The sequence below is a fragment of the Variovorax sp. MHTC-1 genome, assembly GCF_003984645.1.
GTDB lineage: Bacteria > Pseudomonadota > Gammaproteobacteria > Burkholderiales > Burkholderiaceae_C > Variovorax.
Genome location: NZ_RWKI01000001.1, coordinates 429,624 through 444,614 on the forward strand (window position 1 = coordinate 429,624; position 14,991 = coordinate 444,614).

The following is a 14,991-nucleotide window of genomic DNA, read 5'->3' on the forward strand; positions in this document are numbered from 1 at the left end:
GAGGGAAAACCAACAAACAGCCCGTCAAGACGATCGACCTCAAATCATCCCGCCATTGATCGAAATGATCTGCCCCGTGATGTAGGCAGCCTCATCGCTCGCCAGGAACCCCGCCAGCGCAGCCACCTCTTCCGGCCTGCCGGCCCGCTTCACGGGCACCAGCTGATCGATCATGGCCTTGTCGAACACGCCGTCGGCCATCGGCGAGGCGATGATGCCGGGCGCGATGGCGTTGACGGTCACCCCGCGCGCCGCTACCTCGAGCGACAGCGCCTTGGTCGCGCTGTTGAGCGCGCCCTTGGCGGCCGCGTAGTTGACCTGGCCGCGATTGCCGGTCAGCGAGGCCACCGAGGAGATGTTGAGGATGCGGCCCCAGCGCGTGCGCAGCATCGGCAGCAGCAAGGGCTGCGTGACGCGGAAGAAGCCGTTGAGCGAGACGTCGATCACCTTGTGCCACTGCGCGGCACTCATGCCGGGCAGCACCGCATCGTCGTGCACGCCGGCGTTATTGACGATCACCTGCACCGGGCCGCCGGCCAGCATGCGCTCGCAGGCGGCGCGCGAGGCCTCGTCGCTCTGCAGATCGAACACATGGCACTCGGCCTGGCCGCCCGCCGCGGCGATGGCGGCAGCGAGCTGCTCGACGGCCTCGGGCCGCGAGTTGGCGTGCAGCAGCACGATGGCGCCGTCGCGTGCCAGCCGCTCGGCGATGGCCGCGCCGAGTGCGCCGCTGGCGCCGGTGATCAGTGCGCGTTTTCCAGCAAGGCTCATGACAAGGCTCCGGTTGCAAGCGGCGTATTGAGCACGACCACCGCGCGGCCTTCGGCCAGCGGCCTGCCCTGCGCGTCCTTCACCGCGAATTCGTAGAGGATCTGGCTGGCGTCGCCCGAGGCGCGCCGCGCATGCACGTGCAGTTCGCCCTCGACCTCGTCCAGGCGCTGCGCGGCAAACCGCACGTTGCGCGCGCTGGCCAGGAAGCCGGCCGAGGGCTCGCTGCCCTCCTGCGCGATCAGGCCGCCGTGCAAGGCCATGGCCTGCGCTGCGTATTCGATCGCATTCGGCGACAGCACCCCGCTGGCCGTGCGCAAGGGGTTGTCCTCGCGCCGATGCGTCGTGGTGGTGCAGTGGATGGCCTGCGCGTCCCACGACACCAGGCGCTCCAGCAGGCACATGCTGCCGCTGTGCGGAATGCGCCGTGCGATGCCGGCCTGGTCGAGCTGCTGCGGCGCGCTGGTCACGCAGCCTCCCTGCGGTCGGCCACCAGCAGCACGTTGGCGAAGGGCGTGCCTTCGCTCATCGGAATGCTCTGCACCGAGAAGCCGAGGCGCTGCAGCAGCGCCGTCCAGTCCGCCAGCGGCCGGCCCCAGGTCGGCGAGACGCGATGGCCGCGGATGCGCGTGACGGTGCGGTCCACCCACTGGCTGATCGCGAAACCGCGCCGGCTGGCCATGTCGCCGACGCGCAGCAGCAGCCGCCCGCCCGGTTGCAGCGCGGCATGCACGCGCCGCAGCACGCCTTCCTGCGCCGCGTGGTCGACGTAGTGCAGCACGTCGAGGATCACGACCAGGTCGCAGGCCGGCATGGCAGCCGTGCACATGTCGGCGCAGACGAAGCGCGGCGCCGGCTGCAGATGGCCGATGGAATTCTCGGCGCGCGCCACGTCCTTGGGCATCAGCTCGATGCCGGTGTACTCCGCGGCGGCCGGCGTCGTGGGCCATGCAGGCGGCCAATGGCCGGCTCGCGACTGCATCGCGGCCATCGCCGACAGCAGGCTCGCGAAAAGCCCTTGGCCACATCCGATGTCGACCACGCGCTGGTGGCTCTCGCCGATCAGGCCGCGTTCGATGAGGCCGCGGAACACCGGATCTCGCCCCAGCTTGCCGCGCGCGAAATGCCAGGCGAAGTTGCCGGCCTTCCTGTACGGCGCGGTGGCCGCTTCATGCAGTCGGCGCCATGCGGCGTCGGTCGTGGTCGTTAGCTCTGAGCTCATGCGGCCAATGCTTCCGGCAAGGTGACTGCGCGCAAGCCGTTCGCACGAATGCGCGCCAACAAGGGGGGCAATACCTCGAGCACGACCGGCCGTCCGGCCGCCGTGCGCGCCGCGTTGCCGTCGTGAAGCAGCACGATGTCGCCCGCCTGCAGATCGCGCGTGAGCCGTGCCAGCACGGTGGCCGCGTTGCGCTCGCGCGTGTCGAAGCCGCGGCGCGTCCAGCTCACGAGCGAAAGGCCCATGCGATGCAGCACCGGCGCAAGAAAAGGATTGCGAAGGCCCGCGGGCGCGCGAAAGCAGGTCGGCCGCTCGCCGCTCACTTCGTGCAGCACCTGCTGCGCACGCGAGATCTCGGCCGCAAAACCGCGCGGCCCGAGAAAGGAGAAGTTGTGCCGATGCCGCGCCGTGTGGTTCTGGATGCTGTGGCCGCGCGCCACGATGTCGCGCGCCAGGGCAGGATGCGCCAGCACGCGCTCGGCGATGCAGAAGAAGGTGGCGCGCTGGCCATGGGCGTCGAGCAGATCCAGCACCTGCGGCGTGACTTCCGGGTCCGGGCCGTCGTCGATGGTGATCGCGACTTCGCGGCGCGCAATGGCCGCTTGCGGCAGCCGCGTGACGTTCGGCCCCAGCAGGCGGCTGCGGGGCGTGAGGCCGGCGGCCGTGATCAGCGCATGGTTGAGCACGATCGCGCCGATGGCCCAGGGCGCGGCACCCGGCACCAGCACGCCGGCGGCGGTCGCGAGCAGGTGCCAGCCGACGCTGGCGCGAATGATCGGTGGCCAGGGCCAGGATTCGGAGACAGCAAGAGTTTGGGACATCGGCGCGGATTTTCCCATCAGTGGCGGACTGCGGGAGCGCCGGCCGGCCCGCGCGCGAACGCGGCCGACAGCAGCAGCGCGAGCAGCGCGCCTGGCGCCACCACGCGGCCGATCGCCGACAGCGCGGGAATCTCCGAGATCGCTATCAGCGTGAAGGACACCACCGTCGTGAGGTTGGCCAGCATCAGCGAGGCCAGCGTGTCCTCGTCGGCGCGGCCGGTCTCGCGCAGCTGATCGAAGAAGAGCGCGTAGTTCGAGCCCACGGCCACCACCAGCAGCAGGCCCACGAGATGCAGGATGCCCAGCGGCACCTGCAGCACCGCCAGCCCGCCCAGTGTGAGGAGCACCGCGACCAGCAGCGGCTCGCACACGGCCAGCAGCCGGCGCCCGGAGCGCAGGTAGACGCCCAGCAGCACGACCACAGCCAGCGCACCGAGCATGACCTGCACGAAGGCCTCGTGCAGGTAGCGCCGGTAAAGGCCGCGCAGTTCGTCGCCGACGTTGACCACCTGCACCTCGGGCACGTCCGCCAGCGCCGCCGCGAGGCGGCCTGCATCGAAGCGCTCGCCGGGATGCAGCGAAATCAGCGCCGACCACCCGCCGCCCGGGCGCTGGAACATCAGCGCGTTGACCACGGCACCCAGCGGCCCGCTTTCGAGATCGGCGCGCCGGATCATGGGCTGGGCACGCGCCTTCTCGACGTCGGCGAGAAAAGGTGCGAGCCGGCTGGCCGGCAGCGGCAGCCCCTGCGTCGCTTCGGCCAGCCGCGTCTTCAGCGTCGCGGCATCGGGCAGGCTGGCGATGCGCGCGGCCTGCGCGGCCTCGCTGGGCAGCAGCCGCGTGACGCTTTCGAAGCCCGCCAGTTCGCCCTGGTCCACCAGCGCTTGGAGCTTGGCGGCGGCGGCCTCGGCGTTGCGCAAGGTGGCCTGCTCGTCGGCGCCGCGGACCACGACCAGCGTGCCGCCGTCGCTGGCGCCGATGTCGGCACGCAGTTCCTCGTCGAGCTGCTGCGCCGCCTTCGGCACCGGGCTCATCGCGCTGAGCTCGGCGCGCCACAGGTGGCCGCCCTGCCACAGCACCAGCGCCAGCGCAGCGGCGCCCAGGCCCACGAACACATAGCGCAGGCGCGGCAGCGCACGCAGGATGACGCCGGCGACCTGGGCCATCTGGCGTCGCATGCCCATGCCGGTTGCGCCATCGGGTGCGAGCACCGGCAGCACGTGGCGCGCGACCAGTGCCGCGGCGATCAGGCCGGCCAGCGAGAACACGCCGAGCTGTGCGAGGCCGGGGAAGCCCGAGAACACCAGCGCCGCGAAACCGCAGACTGAGGTCAGCAGGCCCAGCCGCACCGTGGGCCAGTGGATCTCGCGCCAACGCTGCCAGCCGGTGCCCGGCACCGCGGCGCCGCGCGCCTGGATCAGGTAGTAGATCGCGTAGTCGACGGTCTCGCCGATCAGCGTGCTGCCGAAACCCATCGTGAGCCCGTGCACTTCACCGAACCACAGGCTGACCGCCGCCGTGCCGCCCACCACGCCGGTCGCGACCGGCAGCACCGCGATCACCAGCGCGCGCGGCGAGGCGAAGGCCAGCAGCAGCAGCACGCCCATGACGATGCCGCCGACGGTGGCGAGCTTGATCGCCTCGCCCTTGATCTGGTCGCGGCTCTGCACCGAGAACACCGGCGCGCCGCTCATCTGCAGCTGCGGGCCGGCGCTGCCCATTTCGCGCGTGGCGGCGGCGAAGGCGCCGCGCACCCGCTCGACCGCGGTCGCCTGCGCGTCCAGGTCGCTGCCAGCCGCATGCGTGGTCGCAAGGATCAGTGCACGCGGCGCAGTGCGCGAGGCCCACACGCCGTGTTCGCTGCGCGGCGAGCTCGCCGGAATCAGGCCTTCCGCGATGCGCTGCGTCTCGCCCGTCGGATCGCGTTCGAGCAGCGGCCTGGTGATGTTGCCGGCCGGCGTGCCGAGCAGCGACAGGGTGTCGACGATCGCATCGCGCAAGCCGGCAGCGGTGAAGCGCTCGGGCGTGATGTCGGGCGCGAGCCGGTAGCGGTTGTCGAAGAGCCAGGTGCCGGACTCCTTCCAGTCGCTGGTGTCGCCGTTCTGGACCTGGTCGAAGAGCTTGCTCTCGCGCATGGCAGCGGCCACGGCGCGCGACACTTCGGCGCGCTGCGCGGCATCCTTGCCGCCCTCGATGCCGATGAAGAGCGTGCGCGATGCGATGCCGCTTTGCAGCTGCTCGATCAGGACACGCTGCCGCTCGTCGGGGCTTTCGGGCAGGAAGGCCGAGAGGTCGGCGCTGAAATGCGTGCGCGCAATCAACGCGATGCCGGCCACGAGCGCCAGCAGCCAGATGCCGAGCACCAGCGCGATGCGCCGCCGGCCGGGTGCGGCAGCGTGGCGCGTCACGGCGCGGTGCGCGTGGGGGTGATGCTCATCACCGAGCGATCGCCGCCGATGAACTCCATCTCGATGCCGAGCACTTCACCCGCGCGCCCGCTCAGGCGCAGCGTGCGTACCTGGGCCGCGAGCTTCTCGTCGATGGGCACGAGGTCGAGCGTCCACTTGTCCGGAGTGCCGGAGACCGAGGCGCGGAAGTAGCGCGCGAGGCTTTGGGTGTTGCCGGTCAAGGTGCCGCGCATGGCTTCGACCATGCCGAGCAGCTCGGGCATGCTGTCGAGCGTCATGGTGCGCGTGCGCCCGCCGCGCGACAAGGTCAGCGTGTTGCCGTCGACCACCATCGACTCGGGGCGCGGCGTGAGCGTACGGCGCGTCATCTTGTCAGGCGCCTGGAAACTCAGCGTTCCGCTCGCGTCAAGCGGGCCCTCGAGGCCGCGCACGAAGCGCTGTTCGGTGAAGCGCGCCTCGCCGCTCTTCTGCTTGGCGAGCAGGCCCATCAGTTCAGGAAGGTCGAAGGCCCATGCGGACGATGCGGAAAAAGCCAGCGCCGCCACGAGCCCCCTGCACCAGCGCTCAAGCCTAATCTTCGAGCCAGAAGTCATGAAAGTTGAACCAGTTGTAGGGATAGGCACGGCACAAGGCCTCGAGCCGCGCCACATATGTTTCGAGCGCGGCGCGGATGCGGCGTTCCCGCTCCGCGGGGTCGGACACCCGCTCGCTGAAATCGGCCAGGGGTTCGAAGCGCACATCGTAGCGCGCCCCTCCGGCATAGAGCCCCGCCATGAAGAACACCTTGCGGCGCAGCAGCGCGGCCAGCCGGAACGGCCCGTCGTTGATGAAAGCCGGTTGTCCGAGAAATGGCAGCTCGATGCTGTTGCCGCGCTGCGCCCCCCCCTCGTCAGGGCCCGGCAGCGTGCGGTCGGCCAGGAGTCCCGCGAGGCCGCCGCCGTCGAGCCAGTCGCGCAGCGCGAGCATCGAATGCGGCCGGCCCAGGGCGATGATGTGGGGCCGCAGACCGGGCAGGCTGATCGTGTCGAGCACCTTGGTGATCTGCTGTGCGTTGTCTTGGTACATCAACATCGCGAGGCGCAGGTCTTCGGGGTTCTTGCTCTGGCGCTTGCAGGCGCCCATCGCCTCGAAGCTGCCGATGTGCGCCCCGAGCAGGAAGGCGCCCCGGCCGGCATGCGCCTCGGACTCGACCGGAAGGTTGCCGTAGATCCGGATGTCGAACAGGTCCATGCGGCCGCGCAGGAAGTAGATGCGATCGAGCACCGTCGAGGCGAAGGCATGGAGCAGCTTGTAGCCGTCGGACCAGCCGGCGCGCGGGCCGATGGCGCGGAACAGGTAGCGCTTGATGTGGCGCCGCTGCGCCGGCGAAAACAGCAGGAAATAGAGGCAGATCGGATGCAGGATGAGGCGCGTCAGCGGCCGTCCGCAGGTGATGGCGATCCAGCAGATCACGCGCAATGCCAGCATGTTGCTGCGCTCGGGCATGCGCGACCAGTCGGCCTGGCGCGACTTCGCCTCGCCGGCCTCTGGAGGAATGCTGCTCATGCGGCGCTGCCCGGCGTCCAGCGCCCGCTCGCGGCCAGCACGCCGGAAGAACGCACCTCGAAGCGCAGCCCGCGCGAGGCGCCGGTTTCGGGAATCAGATCGATCACGAGCGTGCTGCCCGGGCGCACCGGGGCGAGGAACTTGGCGGCCGCCAGCGTCGGCTGCGCACCGAGCCGCGCCGCCAGCGCGGGAACGCCCTGCACGGCTTCGAGCACCTCCGACAGCAGCAGCGCGCCCGGCAGCAAGGGCTGGCCCGGAAAGTGCCCCGCGAAGGCCGGATGGTCCGCCGGCACCTCGTGGGTGAGCTGCACCGGCGTGCCGTCCGAGGCGAGCTGCGCGAGCGCGAACTCGCGCAGCGCCCGGGCCGTGAGCTTGCCCGTGCCTTCGCGCGGAAAAGCCGTGACGTGCACCACGCGCCGCGGCACGAACACCGCCTCCAGCCGCTCGCGCAGCGCCGCGATGATCGCGTGCGCATCGAGCGTCGGCGCCACCACGAAGGCGACCGGCCGCACCACGCCGTCGGTCACGTCGTCGGGCAGCCAGAAGGCGCCGTCGACCACGCCCGGGATGCTGTTGAGATGGTGGTTGAGGTAGCCCAGCGAGCTGCGCCGGCCCGCCACGTGGATCAGGTCGTTGGCGCGGCCCAGCAGGCGAAAGCGGCGTTCGTCGACCAGCTCCAGCACGTCGGCCAAGGGCGTCGGCTCGGGAATGAAATCGCCTTCGAAGATGAAGCGCTCGCCGCCCTCCGCGTCGTGCTCGGCATGCACGCGGATCTGGCCGAAGGTCTCCCAGATCTCGCTCTGCGTGGGTCGCCGCGTCGCGACCTGGCCCGACTCGGTGCTGCCGTAGATCTCGATCAACATGCCGCCCGTGGCCTGCTCGGCCTGCGCCGCGAGCTGCGGCGAGAGCGGCGCGGTGGCCGAGAGGATCAGGTCCACCGGCGGCAGCGCGACACCGGAGAGCAGCAAGGTCTTGAGATGGAAAGGCGTGGTCACCAGCGCGCGCGGCTGCGGCACCGACGCCAGCGCCGCCGCGACATCGGCCGGAAAGAAGGGCCGGCCGCTATCGAAGGCGGCGCCGCCGAGCATCGCCAGCAGCACCGACGATTCGAGGCCGTAGCTGTGCTGCACCGGCACCGTCGCGACCAGCGTGAGGCCGGACAGCGAAGAGCGGCCGAGCAGGCCGGACAAGCGGCCGACCGCCGCCGCCACGTCGCCCACCAGCGTCTGCCAGGACTTGGCATGCGGCTGCGGCGTACCGGTCGAGCCGGAGGTCAGGAGACTCACGGCATGCAGGTCGGCCGCGATCTCGGGCACGGGCTGCTCGCCCGCGTCGGCGACGGGCGGCCGGTTCTCGATCAGGATGCGCGGCAGGCCCGGCGTCTCGGCCTGCTCCGCATCGACGATGGCAAAGGTATGGCCGCCGGCCTCGACCAGGCGAGCCAGCGTGTCGGGCCGTGCATCGGGCGGCAGCAGGCTGGTTTCGCCGCGCACCAGCGCGGCCGCCAGGCTGACCGCGAAGGCATAGCGGTCGACGCATAAATTGATCACCGGCCCGCCGGCCTCGAGCTCGGGCGCAAAGCGCACGACGTCGGCCAGGAACTGGCGCGCGCTCACCGGCACGCCGTGGCGCCAGGCCAGCGGCGCATCGAGGTCGCGATCGGAAAGAAGCGAAATCGGACTCATCGCCGGGTGTGGGTGTCGACCGGCGCGTTGTAGAAGGCGCGCACCGTGTCGATGAGGCGGGTGCGCTCGAATTCGGGATGCAGCCGGTAGCGCAGAAGGTACTCGCCCACGAACAGGCCAGCCACCATCACCGGGGTGAGCAGATTGGCCAGCACCGACCAGGCGGCGAAGGACAGGGTCGCGTAGACCGCGATCGAGGCCACGGTCATGAGCGCGAAGTAGCCGGTCCAAACGCAGGTCACGCGCGCGGTGTAGGCGCGCATGGCCGGCGACAGCGGATGGATGCGCGCGGCGAACTGGCCGATCAGCGAGAGTCGGTCGCCGCGCAGCGTGCTGCCGAACCATCCGCACAGCAAGGCATTGATGCCCGCGTGCTGGAACACATAGAGCCGGTTGGGGTCCCCCGCCTCACCGCGCAGCACCAGCGCGAAGCCGATCACGCCGACGGCGCCGGCCGCCGTGAGGCCCCAGGCGCCGAAGCGGCTACCGGCCAGGCCCAACGCCGCCAGCCACAGCGGTGCGAGCAGCACTCCCACCGCCCAGGGCTCGGCGGCATGGAACAGCATCATCCAATGGGAAAGCCCGGCATAGGCCACCCCCGCGAGCAGCAGGAGCGCCATGCGCCATCGAGACATGGATCAGGAGTCGCCGCGATTCTGCGCGACGTGGGCCGCAAGACTGCGCAGCGACTGAAAGATTTGCTGATTGCGCTCGTCGTCGGAGCGCAGCTGGAAGCCGTACTTGCGCGAGACTTCGAGGGCGACTTCGAGGATGTCGATCGAATCGAGCCCCAGGCCTTCCCCATACAGCGGCGCCGTGGGCACGATCTCGGAGGGTGCGATCTCGAGATTGAGCGACTCCACCAGAAGCACGGCCAGCTCGTTCTCGAGGGCTGACTGTTCGGGTGCATCGCCGACGGCGGAAATGGGGGGCTGGGTCGATGACAAATCAAACTCCGAGAACTTTGGATGAACTATCGCACGGGGTGCGAATTATAGGAGGCCGCTTCGAGCCGCTTCGATAGACTGCGTTCCGTACCCATTGACCGGAGCCCCCATGGCCGACCCCCTTCTGATTGCCCGCCACGACACCATCGAATGCGCCCTGCTGCCGGGCCTGGCCAACCGCCACGGCCTGATCACCGGGGCCACCGGCACCGGCAAGACCGTCACCTTGCAGACCATTGCCGAGCAGCTCTCGAACATCGGCGTGCCGGTCTTCATGGCCGACGTCAAGGGCGACCTGACCGGCGCCAGCCAGAAAGGCAGCATCGGCGAGAAGATGGCCGCCACGCTCAAGGAGCGCGGCATCGAGCTGCCTGCGCCCCTCGCCTGCCCCGTCACCCTGTGGGACGTGTTCGGCGAACAGGGCCACCCGGTGCGCGCCACCATTTCCGACATGGGCCCGCTGCTGCTGGGCCGCATGCTCAATCTCAACGAGACCCAGGCCGGCGTGCTGAACCTGGTGTTCAAGATCGCGGACGACAACGGCCTCTTGCTGCTCGACCTCCGGGACCTGCGTGCGATGCTGCAGCACGTGGGCGAGAACGCGAGCCAGTTCACGACCGAGTACGGCAATATCAGCGCCGCCAGCGTGGGCGCGATCCAGCGCGGCCTGCTTTCGATCGAGAGCCAAGGCGGCGACCAGTTTTTCGGCGAGCCGATGCTCAACATCTCGGACTTCATGCAGACCGAGGGCGGCAAGGGCGTGGTCAACATCCTCGCCGCCGACAAGCTGATGAACTCGCCGCGGCTCTACGCGACCTTCCTGCTGTGGCTGCTGTCGGAGCTGTTCGAGCAACTGCCCGAGATCGGCGACCCCGAACAGCCCAAGCTGGTCTTCTTCTTCGACGAGGCGCACCTGCTCTTCAACGAGGCGCCCAAGGCCCTGGTCGAGCGCATCGAACTCGTGGTGCGGCTGGTGCGCTCCAAGGGTGTGGGCGTGTTCTTCGTGACGCAGAACCCGCTGGACATTCCGGACACCGTGCTGGCGCAGTTGGGCAACCGCGTGCAGCACGCGCTGCGTGCCTTTACGCCGCGGGATCAGAAGGCAGTGAAGGCGACGGCGACCACGATGCGGCAGAAGCCGGGGTTGGACATCGAGACCGCGATCACCGAGTTGGCAGTGGGCGAGGCGCTGGTGAGCTTCCTCGACGCCAAGGGGCGGCCCAGCATCACGGAGCGCGTCTACGTGCTGCCGCCGGGGAGCCAGATCGGGCCGATCACGGCGGCGCAGCGGCAGGCGTTGATTGCGAATTCGCTGGTGGCGGGGGTCTACGAGAAGACCGTCGACCGCGAGTCGGCTTACGAGAAGCTGAAGGAGCGGGCCGAGACGGCGCCTGATGCGGCGTCCGTAAAGGGCAAGGCCGGTGCTGCGGCAGCCGAGGAATCGGGCGGACTGATGGGTGGACTGAACGACATCCTGTTCGGCTCTACCGGGCCTCGCGGAGGCAAACGCGACGGGCTTGCTCAGACGATGGCCAAGTCGGCCGTGCGGACCATGGGGACGACCATGGGCAGGGAAATCCTGCGCGGCGTGCTAGGCGGAATCTTCGGCGCAAAGAGCCGTCGACGCTAACAGGCCCTTCACCAGCGCAACAACCGATGCCCAATGGCCGCCCCTGCCAGTACCGGCAACCCCATCCCCGCCACATACCAGATCGCCAGAAACGGCGCCGCCAGTTCCGGGCAATGCAGGGCATAGACCGCCGCCCCTACCCCCGCTGACATCGCGCCCGCGGCCGCACCGGCAAGCGCCGGCTGCGTCGGCGCCAGGCTCTTCAACGCGATCAGCGCAGCTACGAACACGGGCGCCGAGATCGCGGCGATGTTGAAGGCGCAGGTGCGCCAGGTCTGGCCCCAGACCAGGGCCGCGCGTTCGTCCGCAGGTGCGAAGAACCACACCGCGAAGCCCAGCACCCACAGCGCCAGCACCGGCAACACCAGGCCCAGCCAGGCAGCACGAACGCGCGCACCGGGCCTCGCCAGTCGCTGCACGACCACGAAGCCCGCGATGGCGATGCACAGCGGAAAGGCCAGCTTGACCCAGAACATCGGCCAGAACATGGTCTGCACCAGCTCGCGCCGCACGCCGTATTCGAAGACCATCCATGCGATCGACAGCGGCACGCCGGCCAGCAGCGCGATCGAGATGCGCCGTGCCGCCGCGTGCCGTGGCACCGGTTGCGCCTCGCGCGCCAGCAGGGATACGAGCTCGTCTGTTTTCACGAAGAGGACTCCTTGATCTTCAGCGCCAGCGCCTTGAGGCCGCGGTGGATGCCGACCTTGATGGCCGACTCCGACATGCCGGTCAGGCGCGCCGCTTCGGCCACCGACAGGCCTTCGAGCTTGACGTGCACGATCGGCAGGCGATGCCGGTCGGGCAGCGTATCGAGCAGGCCCGCCAGGTCGCGGCGCGCGTCGCTGGCTTCGGTGGCCGACTCGGCGAAGACGGCCAGTTCGTCGTCCAGCGGATCGTTGAGCGCCTCGCGGCTGGCCTTGCTGCGCAGCAGGTCGATCATCTTGTAGCGCGCGATCGCATGCACCCAGGCCGTCAGGGGCTGGTCGCTCTGGTAGGTGTGGCGCTGGTTGTGCATGGCTAACAGGCATTCCTGGACAAGGTCTTCCACTTCGTCGGGCCAGCCGAACAGCCGCCGGCCCAGGAACGCGCGCAGGTGTGCGCTGAGCTTCTGCAGGAAGGCGTGATACGCCTGGGCGTCGCCGGCCAGGCCGCGCACGAACAGGTCGTGCAGCACCGTCTCCGCTTCGCTCTTTGCCATCGGGCTCCCACTTGTCATTCGTGCTTTCGCTCAAGCCGGTTACAGGCACGGCCAAAAAAAGAAATCCGGCGGATTGTGCCGTGCGCTGTAACCCTGTTCGCGCAGACTGCGAAGTAGAAACGACTGCGCCGAAGCGGCGCGGTTGAAAAACCTTCACTCAACCACTGGAGCTCATTCCATGATCACTCGTCCTCTCGCCATCACCGCTCTCGCCCTGGGCGCCCTCGCCGCCGGCTCCGCCATGGCGCAAGACAAACCGATGGCCGACAAGAAGGTCGCGATGGAGAAGTGCTACGGCGTCTCGATGGCCGGCAAGAACGACTGCGCTGCCGGCCCCGGCACCACCTGTGCAGGCACCTCCAAGGTCGACTACCAAGGCAATGCCTGGAAGAACGTGCCGGCCGGCACCTGCGCGACGATCAAGACGCCGAAGGGCACGGGCTCGCTGACGCCCATCAAGTCCTAGAGATGTCTGCCCCCCGGCTTGCCGCTTCGTGTGCTTCGCCACCCCCCGAGGGGGAGGCGCGGCCGCCTTGGGGCGGCCCGGCGGCGTCCGCAGGCCCCGCCGCCATGTCCACCGCCCTCACGGCCGGCCTCGGCCTCAAGCCCGAACACTACGACGCCGCGCTCGCGGCGCAGGTCGAGGGCTTGTGGTTCGAGGTGCATCCCGAGAACTACATGGTGGCGGGCGGGCCGCGGCTCGGGTGGCTGGAAGCGATCCGCGCGCGCCATCCGCTGTCGCTGCACGGCGTCTCGCTCTCGCTCGCGGGCGATGCCGAGCCGGATGCCGCGCACCTCCAGCGGCTGGCGGCGCTCGCACGGCGCATCCAGCCCGCATTGATTTCCGAACATCTCGCATGGTCGGCCTGGAAGGGCCAGCACTTTCCCGACCTGCTGCCTTTTCCGCGCAGCACCGAGGCGCTGCATCGCATCGCGGCGAACATCGCGCGCACGCAGGACGCGCTGAATACGTCGATCGCGATCGAGAACCCCTCCCACTATCTGCGCTTCGACGGGCACGAGTGGGACGAGATCGACTTCCTCGCCGAGCTCGCGCGGCGCACCGGCTGCACGCTGCTGCTCGACATCAACAACGTCCATGTGTCGGCGCGCAATCTCGGCTACTCGGCCGAGCAATGGCTCGACCGCTTTCCGCCGGCACTGGTCAGCGAGATCCATCTCGCGGGCCATGCACTCGACCCGACGCTGGGCGAGGCGCTCTTGATCGACTCGCACGACGCACCGCTCGCACAGGAGGTCTGGCGCCTCTACCGCCGCTTCATCGAGCGTGCCGGCCCCCGCCCCACGCTGATCGAGCGCGACGGCAATGTGCCGGCCTTCGATGAACTGATGGGCGAGCGCTCGCAAGCCGATGCCGAGTTGCGCCGCCTCGCGCAGGAGGTGGTGGCATGAGCACGCCGCTCGCGCAGTTCCAGGACGCCTTCGCCAAGGCCTTGTTCGCACCGCAGGACATCGCGGATCCTGTCTTGCGCCAGCTCGCGGCGCAGCCCGCCTTCGCGGTCTATCGCAACACCGTGATGAAAGGCTGCGTCGATGCGCTCGAAGCCAACTTTCCCGTCGTGGCGCGGCTGGTGGGCAGCGAATGGTTCCGTGCCGCGGCCGCGCTGCACGTCGCGGCCGCGCCGCCGCACGATGGCCGGCTGATGAACTACGGCAGCGGCTTCGCCGAGTTCCTGCATAACTTCGAGCCGGCTGCCGAACTGCCCTACCTGCCCGGCGTGGCGCGCCTCGATGCGTTGTGGTGCGAGGCCCATGCCGCGGAGGATGCGCCCGTGCTCGATGCCGCATGGCTCGCCCGCTGCGTGCCTGAGTTGCTCGCGACGCTGGTGCTCGAACTGCATCCGGCCGCGCGCTGGGCCTGGTTCGACCAGCAGCCGGTCTACAGCATCTGGGCGCGCAACCGCGCCCCCGGCGACGATGAAGAAGAGCTCGTCTGGCAAGGCGAAGGCGCATTGCTCACGCGTCCCGCCGACACCGTGGTCTGGCGCGCGATCACGAGGGCCGGCTGCGCCTTTCTCGATGCCTGCGCCGCCGGTCTGCCGCTGGCCGAAGCGGCCGAACGCGCGCTCGCCGTCGACGCCGATGCCGATCTCGCTGCCCTCCTCGAAAGCCTGCTGCGCGCGGGCGCCTTCACCGAAAGAACACCATGAACTCGAACGCTACCGCCTCCAACGCCGCGAGCTCGATCGATGAGCACGGCCTTCGCGCACGCTGGAACCTGCTGGCCGAACGGCTCACACGCATCGTGCCGCACGACGTGCTGGCCCTGGCCACGCGCGTGGCCATCGCCGCGATCTTCTTTCTCTCGGGCCGCACCAAGGTCGAGGGTTTCCTCACGCTGACCGACAGCGCCTACGAACTCTTCCGCACCGAGTACAAGCTGCCGCTCGTGCCACCCGAGATCGCGGCGCACCTCGCGGCCTATGCGGAGCACCTGTTTCCGGTGCTGCTGGTGCTGGGGTTGTTCACGCGGCTGTCGGCGCTTGCGCTCTTGGGCATGACGCTGGTGATCCAGGTCTTCGTCTATCCGGACGCATGGCCCACGCACCTCTCGTGGGCCGCGCTGCTGCTTTACCTGGTCGGCCGAGGCGGCGGCGCGCTCTCCATCGATCGCCTGCTTCGAATCAACTAGGCGCGCACGCTCCCTCACTTCGTGTGGTCGCTGCCCCCCGAGGGGGTGCAGTCCGGCTTCGGCCAGCCCGGCGCCTGGCTCGTCGCTTGCCAGTCGCAGAAGCCCTCGCTACAT

At 69.5% G+C, this 14,991-nt stretch carries 17 protein-coding genes; 5 read left to right on the top strand and 12 right to left on the bottom strand.

Annotated features, from left to right (window positions below):
- Window positions 1-39 precede the first annotated feature (39 nt).
- From fabG to EJI01_RS02055, 10 genes are read right to left on the bottom strand one after another with little or no spacing between them, the layout of a single operon-like run.
- Entirely contained in the window at window positions 40-771 is a 732-nt protein-coding gene (gene fabG / locus EJI01_RS02010; protein WP_126835431.1) for a 3-oxoacyl-ACP reductase FabG, read from the bottom strand.
- Entirely contained in the window at window positions 768-1,238 is a 471-nt protein-coding gene (locus tag EJI01_RS02015; RefSeq protein WP_126835432.1) for a hydroxymyristoyl-ACP dehydratase, read from the bottom strand. The genes fabG and EJI01_RS02015 overlap by 4 nt, the downstream gene beginning before the upstream one ends.
- The gene (locus tag EJI01_RS02020; RefSeq protein WP_126835433.1) at window positions 1,235-1,990 is read right to left on the bottom strand and encodes a class I SAM-dependent methyltransferase; all 756 of its coding nucleotides are present in this window, start codon (window positions 1,988-1,990) and stop codon (window positions 1,235-1,237) included. Before EJI01_RS02020 ends, EJI01_RS02015 begins: the two co-directional genes overlap by 4 nt.
- Window positions 1,987-2,826 carry a polysaccharide deacetylase family protein gene (locus EJI01_RS02025; protein ID WP_126835434.1) on the bottom strand — a complete coding sequence of 280 codons (840 nt, stop codon included), beginning with the start codon at window positions 2,824-2,826 and terminating at the stop codon, window positions 1,987-1,989. Before EJI01_RS02025 ends, EJI01_RS02020 begins: the two co-directional genes overlap by 4 nt.
- Window positions 2,826-5,216 carry an MMPL family transporter gene (locus tag EJI01_RS02030; protein ID WP_126835435.1) on the bottom strand — a complete coding sequence of 797 codons (2,391 nt, stop codon included), beginning with the start codon at window positions 5,214-5,216 and terminating at the stop codon, window positions 2,826-2,828. Before EJI01_RS02030 ends, EJI01_RS02025 begins: the two co-directional genes overlap by 1 nt.
- Complete coding sequence (locus EJI01_RS02035) at window positions 5,213-5,809, bottom strand: LolA-related protein (protein WP_126835436.1); 597 nt, start codon at window positions 5,807-5,809, stop codon at window positions 5,213-5,215. Before EJI01_RS02035 ends, EJI01_RS02030 begins: the two co-directional genes overlap by 4 nt.
- Window positions 5,787-6,761, bottom strand: a complete 975-nt coding sequence (locus tag EJI01_RS02040; protein ID WP_126835437.1) for an acyl-CoA synthetase — start codon at window positions 6,759-6,761, stop codon at window positions 5,787-5,789. The genes EJI01_RS02035 and EJI01_RS02040 overlap by 23 nt, the downstream gene beginning before the upstream one ends.
- Window positions 6,758-8,446 (bottom strand): AMP-binding protein, encoded by a 1,689-nt coding sequence (locus tag EJI01_RS02045; RefSeq protein ID WP_126835438.1) that lies wholly within the window; start codon window positions 8,444-8,446, stop codon window positions 6,758-6,760. The genes EJI01_RS02040 and EJI01_RS02045 overlap by 4 nt, the downstream gene beginning before the upstream one ends.
- The gene (locus EJI01_RS02050) at window positions 8,443-9,066 is read right to left on the bottom strand and encodes a hypothetical protein (RefSeq protein ID WP_260602272.1); all 624 of its coding nucleotides are present in this window, start codon (window positions 9,064-9,066) and stop codon (window positions 8,443-8,445) included. Before EJI01_RS02050 ends, EJI01_RS02045 begins: the two co-directional genes overlap by 4 nt.
- Before the next feature lie 18 nt (window positions 9,067-9,084).
- The gene (locus EJI01_RS02055) at window positions 9,085-9,393 is read right to left on the bottom strand and encodes a phosphopantetheine-binding protein (protein ID WP_126835440.1); all 309 of its coding nucleotides are present in this window, start codon (window positions 9,391-9,393) and stop codon (window positions 9,085-9,087) included.
- Between the two features lie 109 nt (window positions 9,394-9,502).
- On the opposite strand from EJI01_RS02055, the gene EJI01_RS02060 reads away from it, so the two are divergent.
- On the top strand, window positions 9,503-11,023 hold the full coding sequence (locus tag EJI01_RS02060) for a helicase HerA-like domain-containing protein (protein WP_126835441.1): 1,521 nt from the start codon (window positions 9,503-9,505) through the stop codon (window positions 11,021-11,023).
- Window positions 11,024-11,031: 8 nt separating this feature from the next.
- On the opposite strand, the gene EJI01_RS02065 is transcribed toward EJI01_RS02060, so the two are convergent.
- Both EJI01_RS02065 and EJI01_RS02070 read right to left on the bottom strand, forming a co-directional pair.
- Window positions 11,032-11,673 carry a DUF1109 domain-containing protein gene (locus EJI01_RS02065; RefSeq protein WP_126835442.1) on the bottom strand — a complete coding sequence of 214 codons (642 nt, stop codon included), beginning with the start codon at window positions 11,671-11,673 and terminating at the stop codon, window positions 11,032-11,034.
- Window positions 11,670-12,224 (bottom strand): sigma-70 family RNA polymerase sigma factor, encoded by a 555-nt coding sequence (locus tag EJI01_RS02070; protein ID WP_126835443.1) that lies wholly within the window; start codon window positions 12,222-12,224, stop codon window positions 11,670-11,672. Before EJI01_RS02070 ends, EJI01_RS02065 begins: the two co-directional genes overlap by 4 nt.
- A gap of 178 nt (window positions 12,225-12,402) precedes the next feature.
- Between EJI01_RS02070 and EJI01_RS02075 the strand changes: the two genes are divergently transcribed.
- The 4 genes from EJI01_RS02075 to EJI01_RS02090 all read left to right on the top strand — a co-directional run bounded on the left by EJI01_RS02075 (window position 12,403) and on the right by EJI01_RS02090 (window position 14,877).
- Window positions 12,403-12,690, top strand: coding sequence for a DUF2282 domain-containing protein (locus EJI01_RS02075; protein ID WP_126835444.1), 288 nt, complete (start codon window positions 12,403-12,405; stop codon window positions 12,688-12,690).
- 104 nt (window positions 12,691-12,794) lie between these two features.
- Window positions 12,795-13,637, top strand: coding sequence for a DUF692 domain-containing protein (locus EJI01_RS02080; RefSeq protein WP_126835445.1), 843 nt, complete (start codon window positions 12,795-12,797; stop codon window positions 13,635-13,637).
- On the top strand, window positions 13,634-14,395 hold the full coding sequence (locus EJI01_RS02085) for a DNA-binding domain-containing protein (RefSeq protein WP_126835446.1): 762 nt from the start codon (window positions 13,634-13,636) through the stop codon (window positions 14,393-14,395). Before EJI01_RS02080 ends, EJI01_RS02085 begins: the two co-directional genes overlap by 4 nt.
- Window positions 14,392-14,877 carry a DoxX family protein gene (locus EJI01_RS02090; RefSeq protein WP_126835447.1) on the top strand — a complete coding sequence of 162 codons (486 nt, stop codon included), beginning with the start codon at window positions 14,392-14,394 and terminating at the stop codon, window positions 14,875-14,877. Before EJI01_RS02085 ends, EJI01_RS02090 begins: the two co-directional genes overlap by 4 nt.
- Window positions 14,878-14,991: the final 114 nt, after the last annotated feature.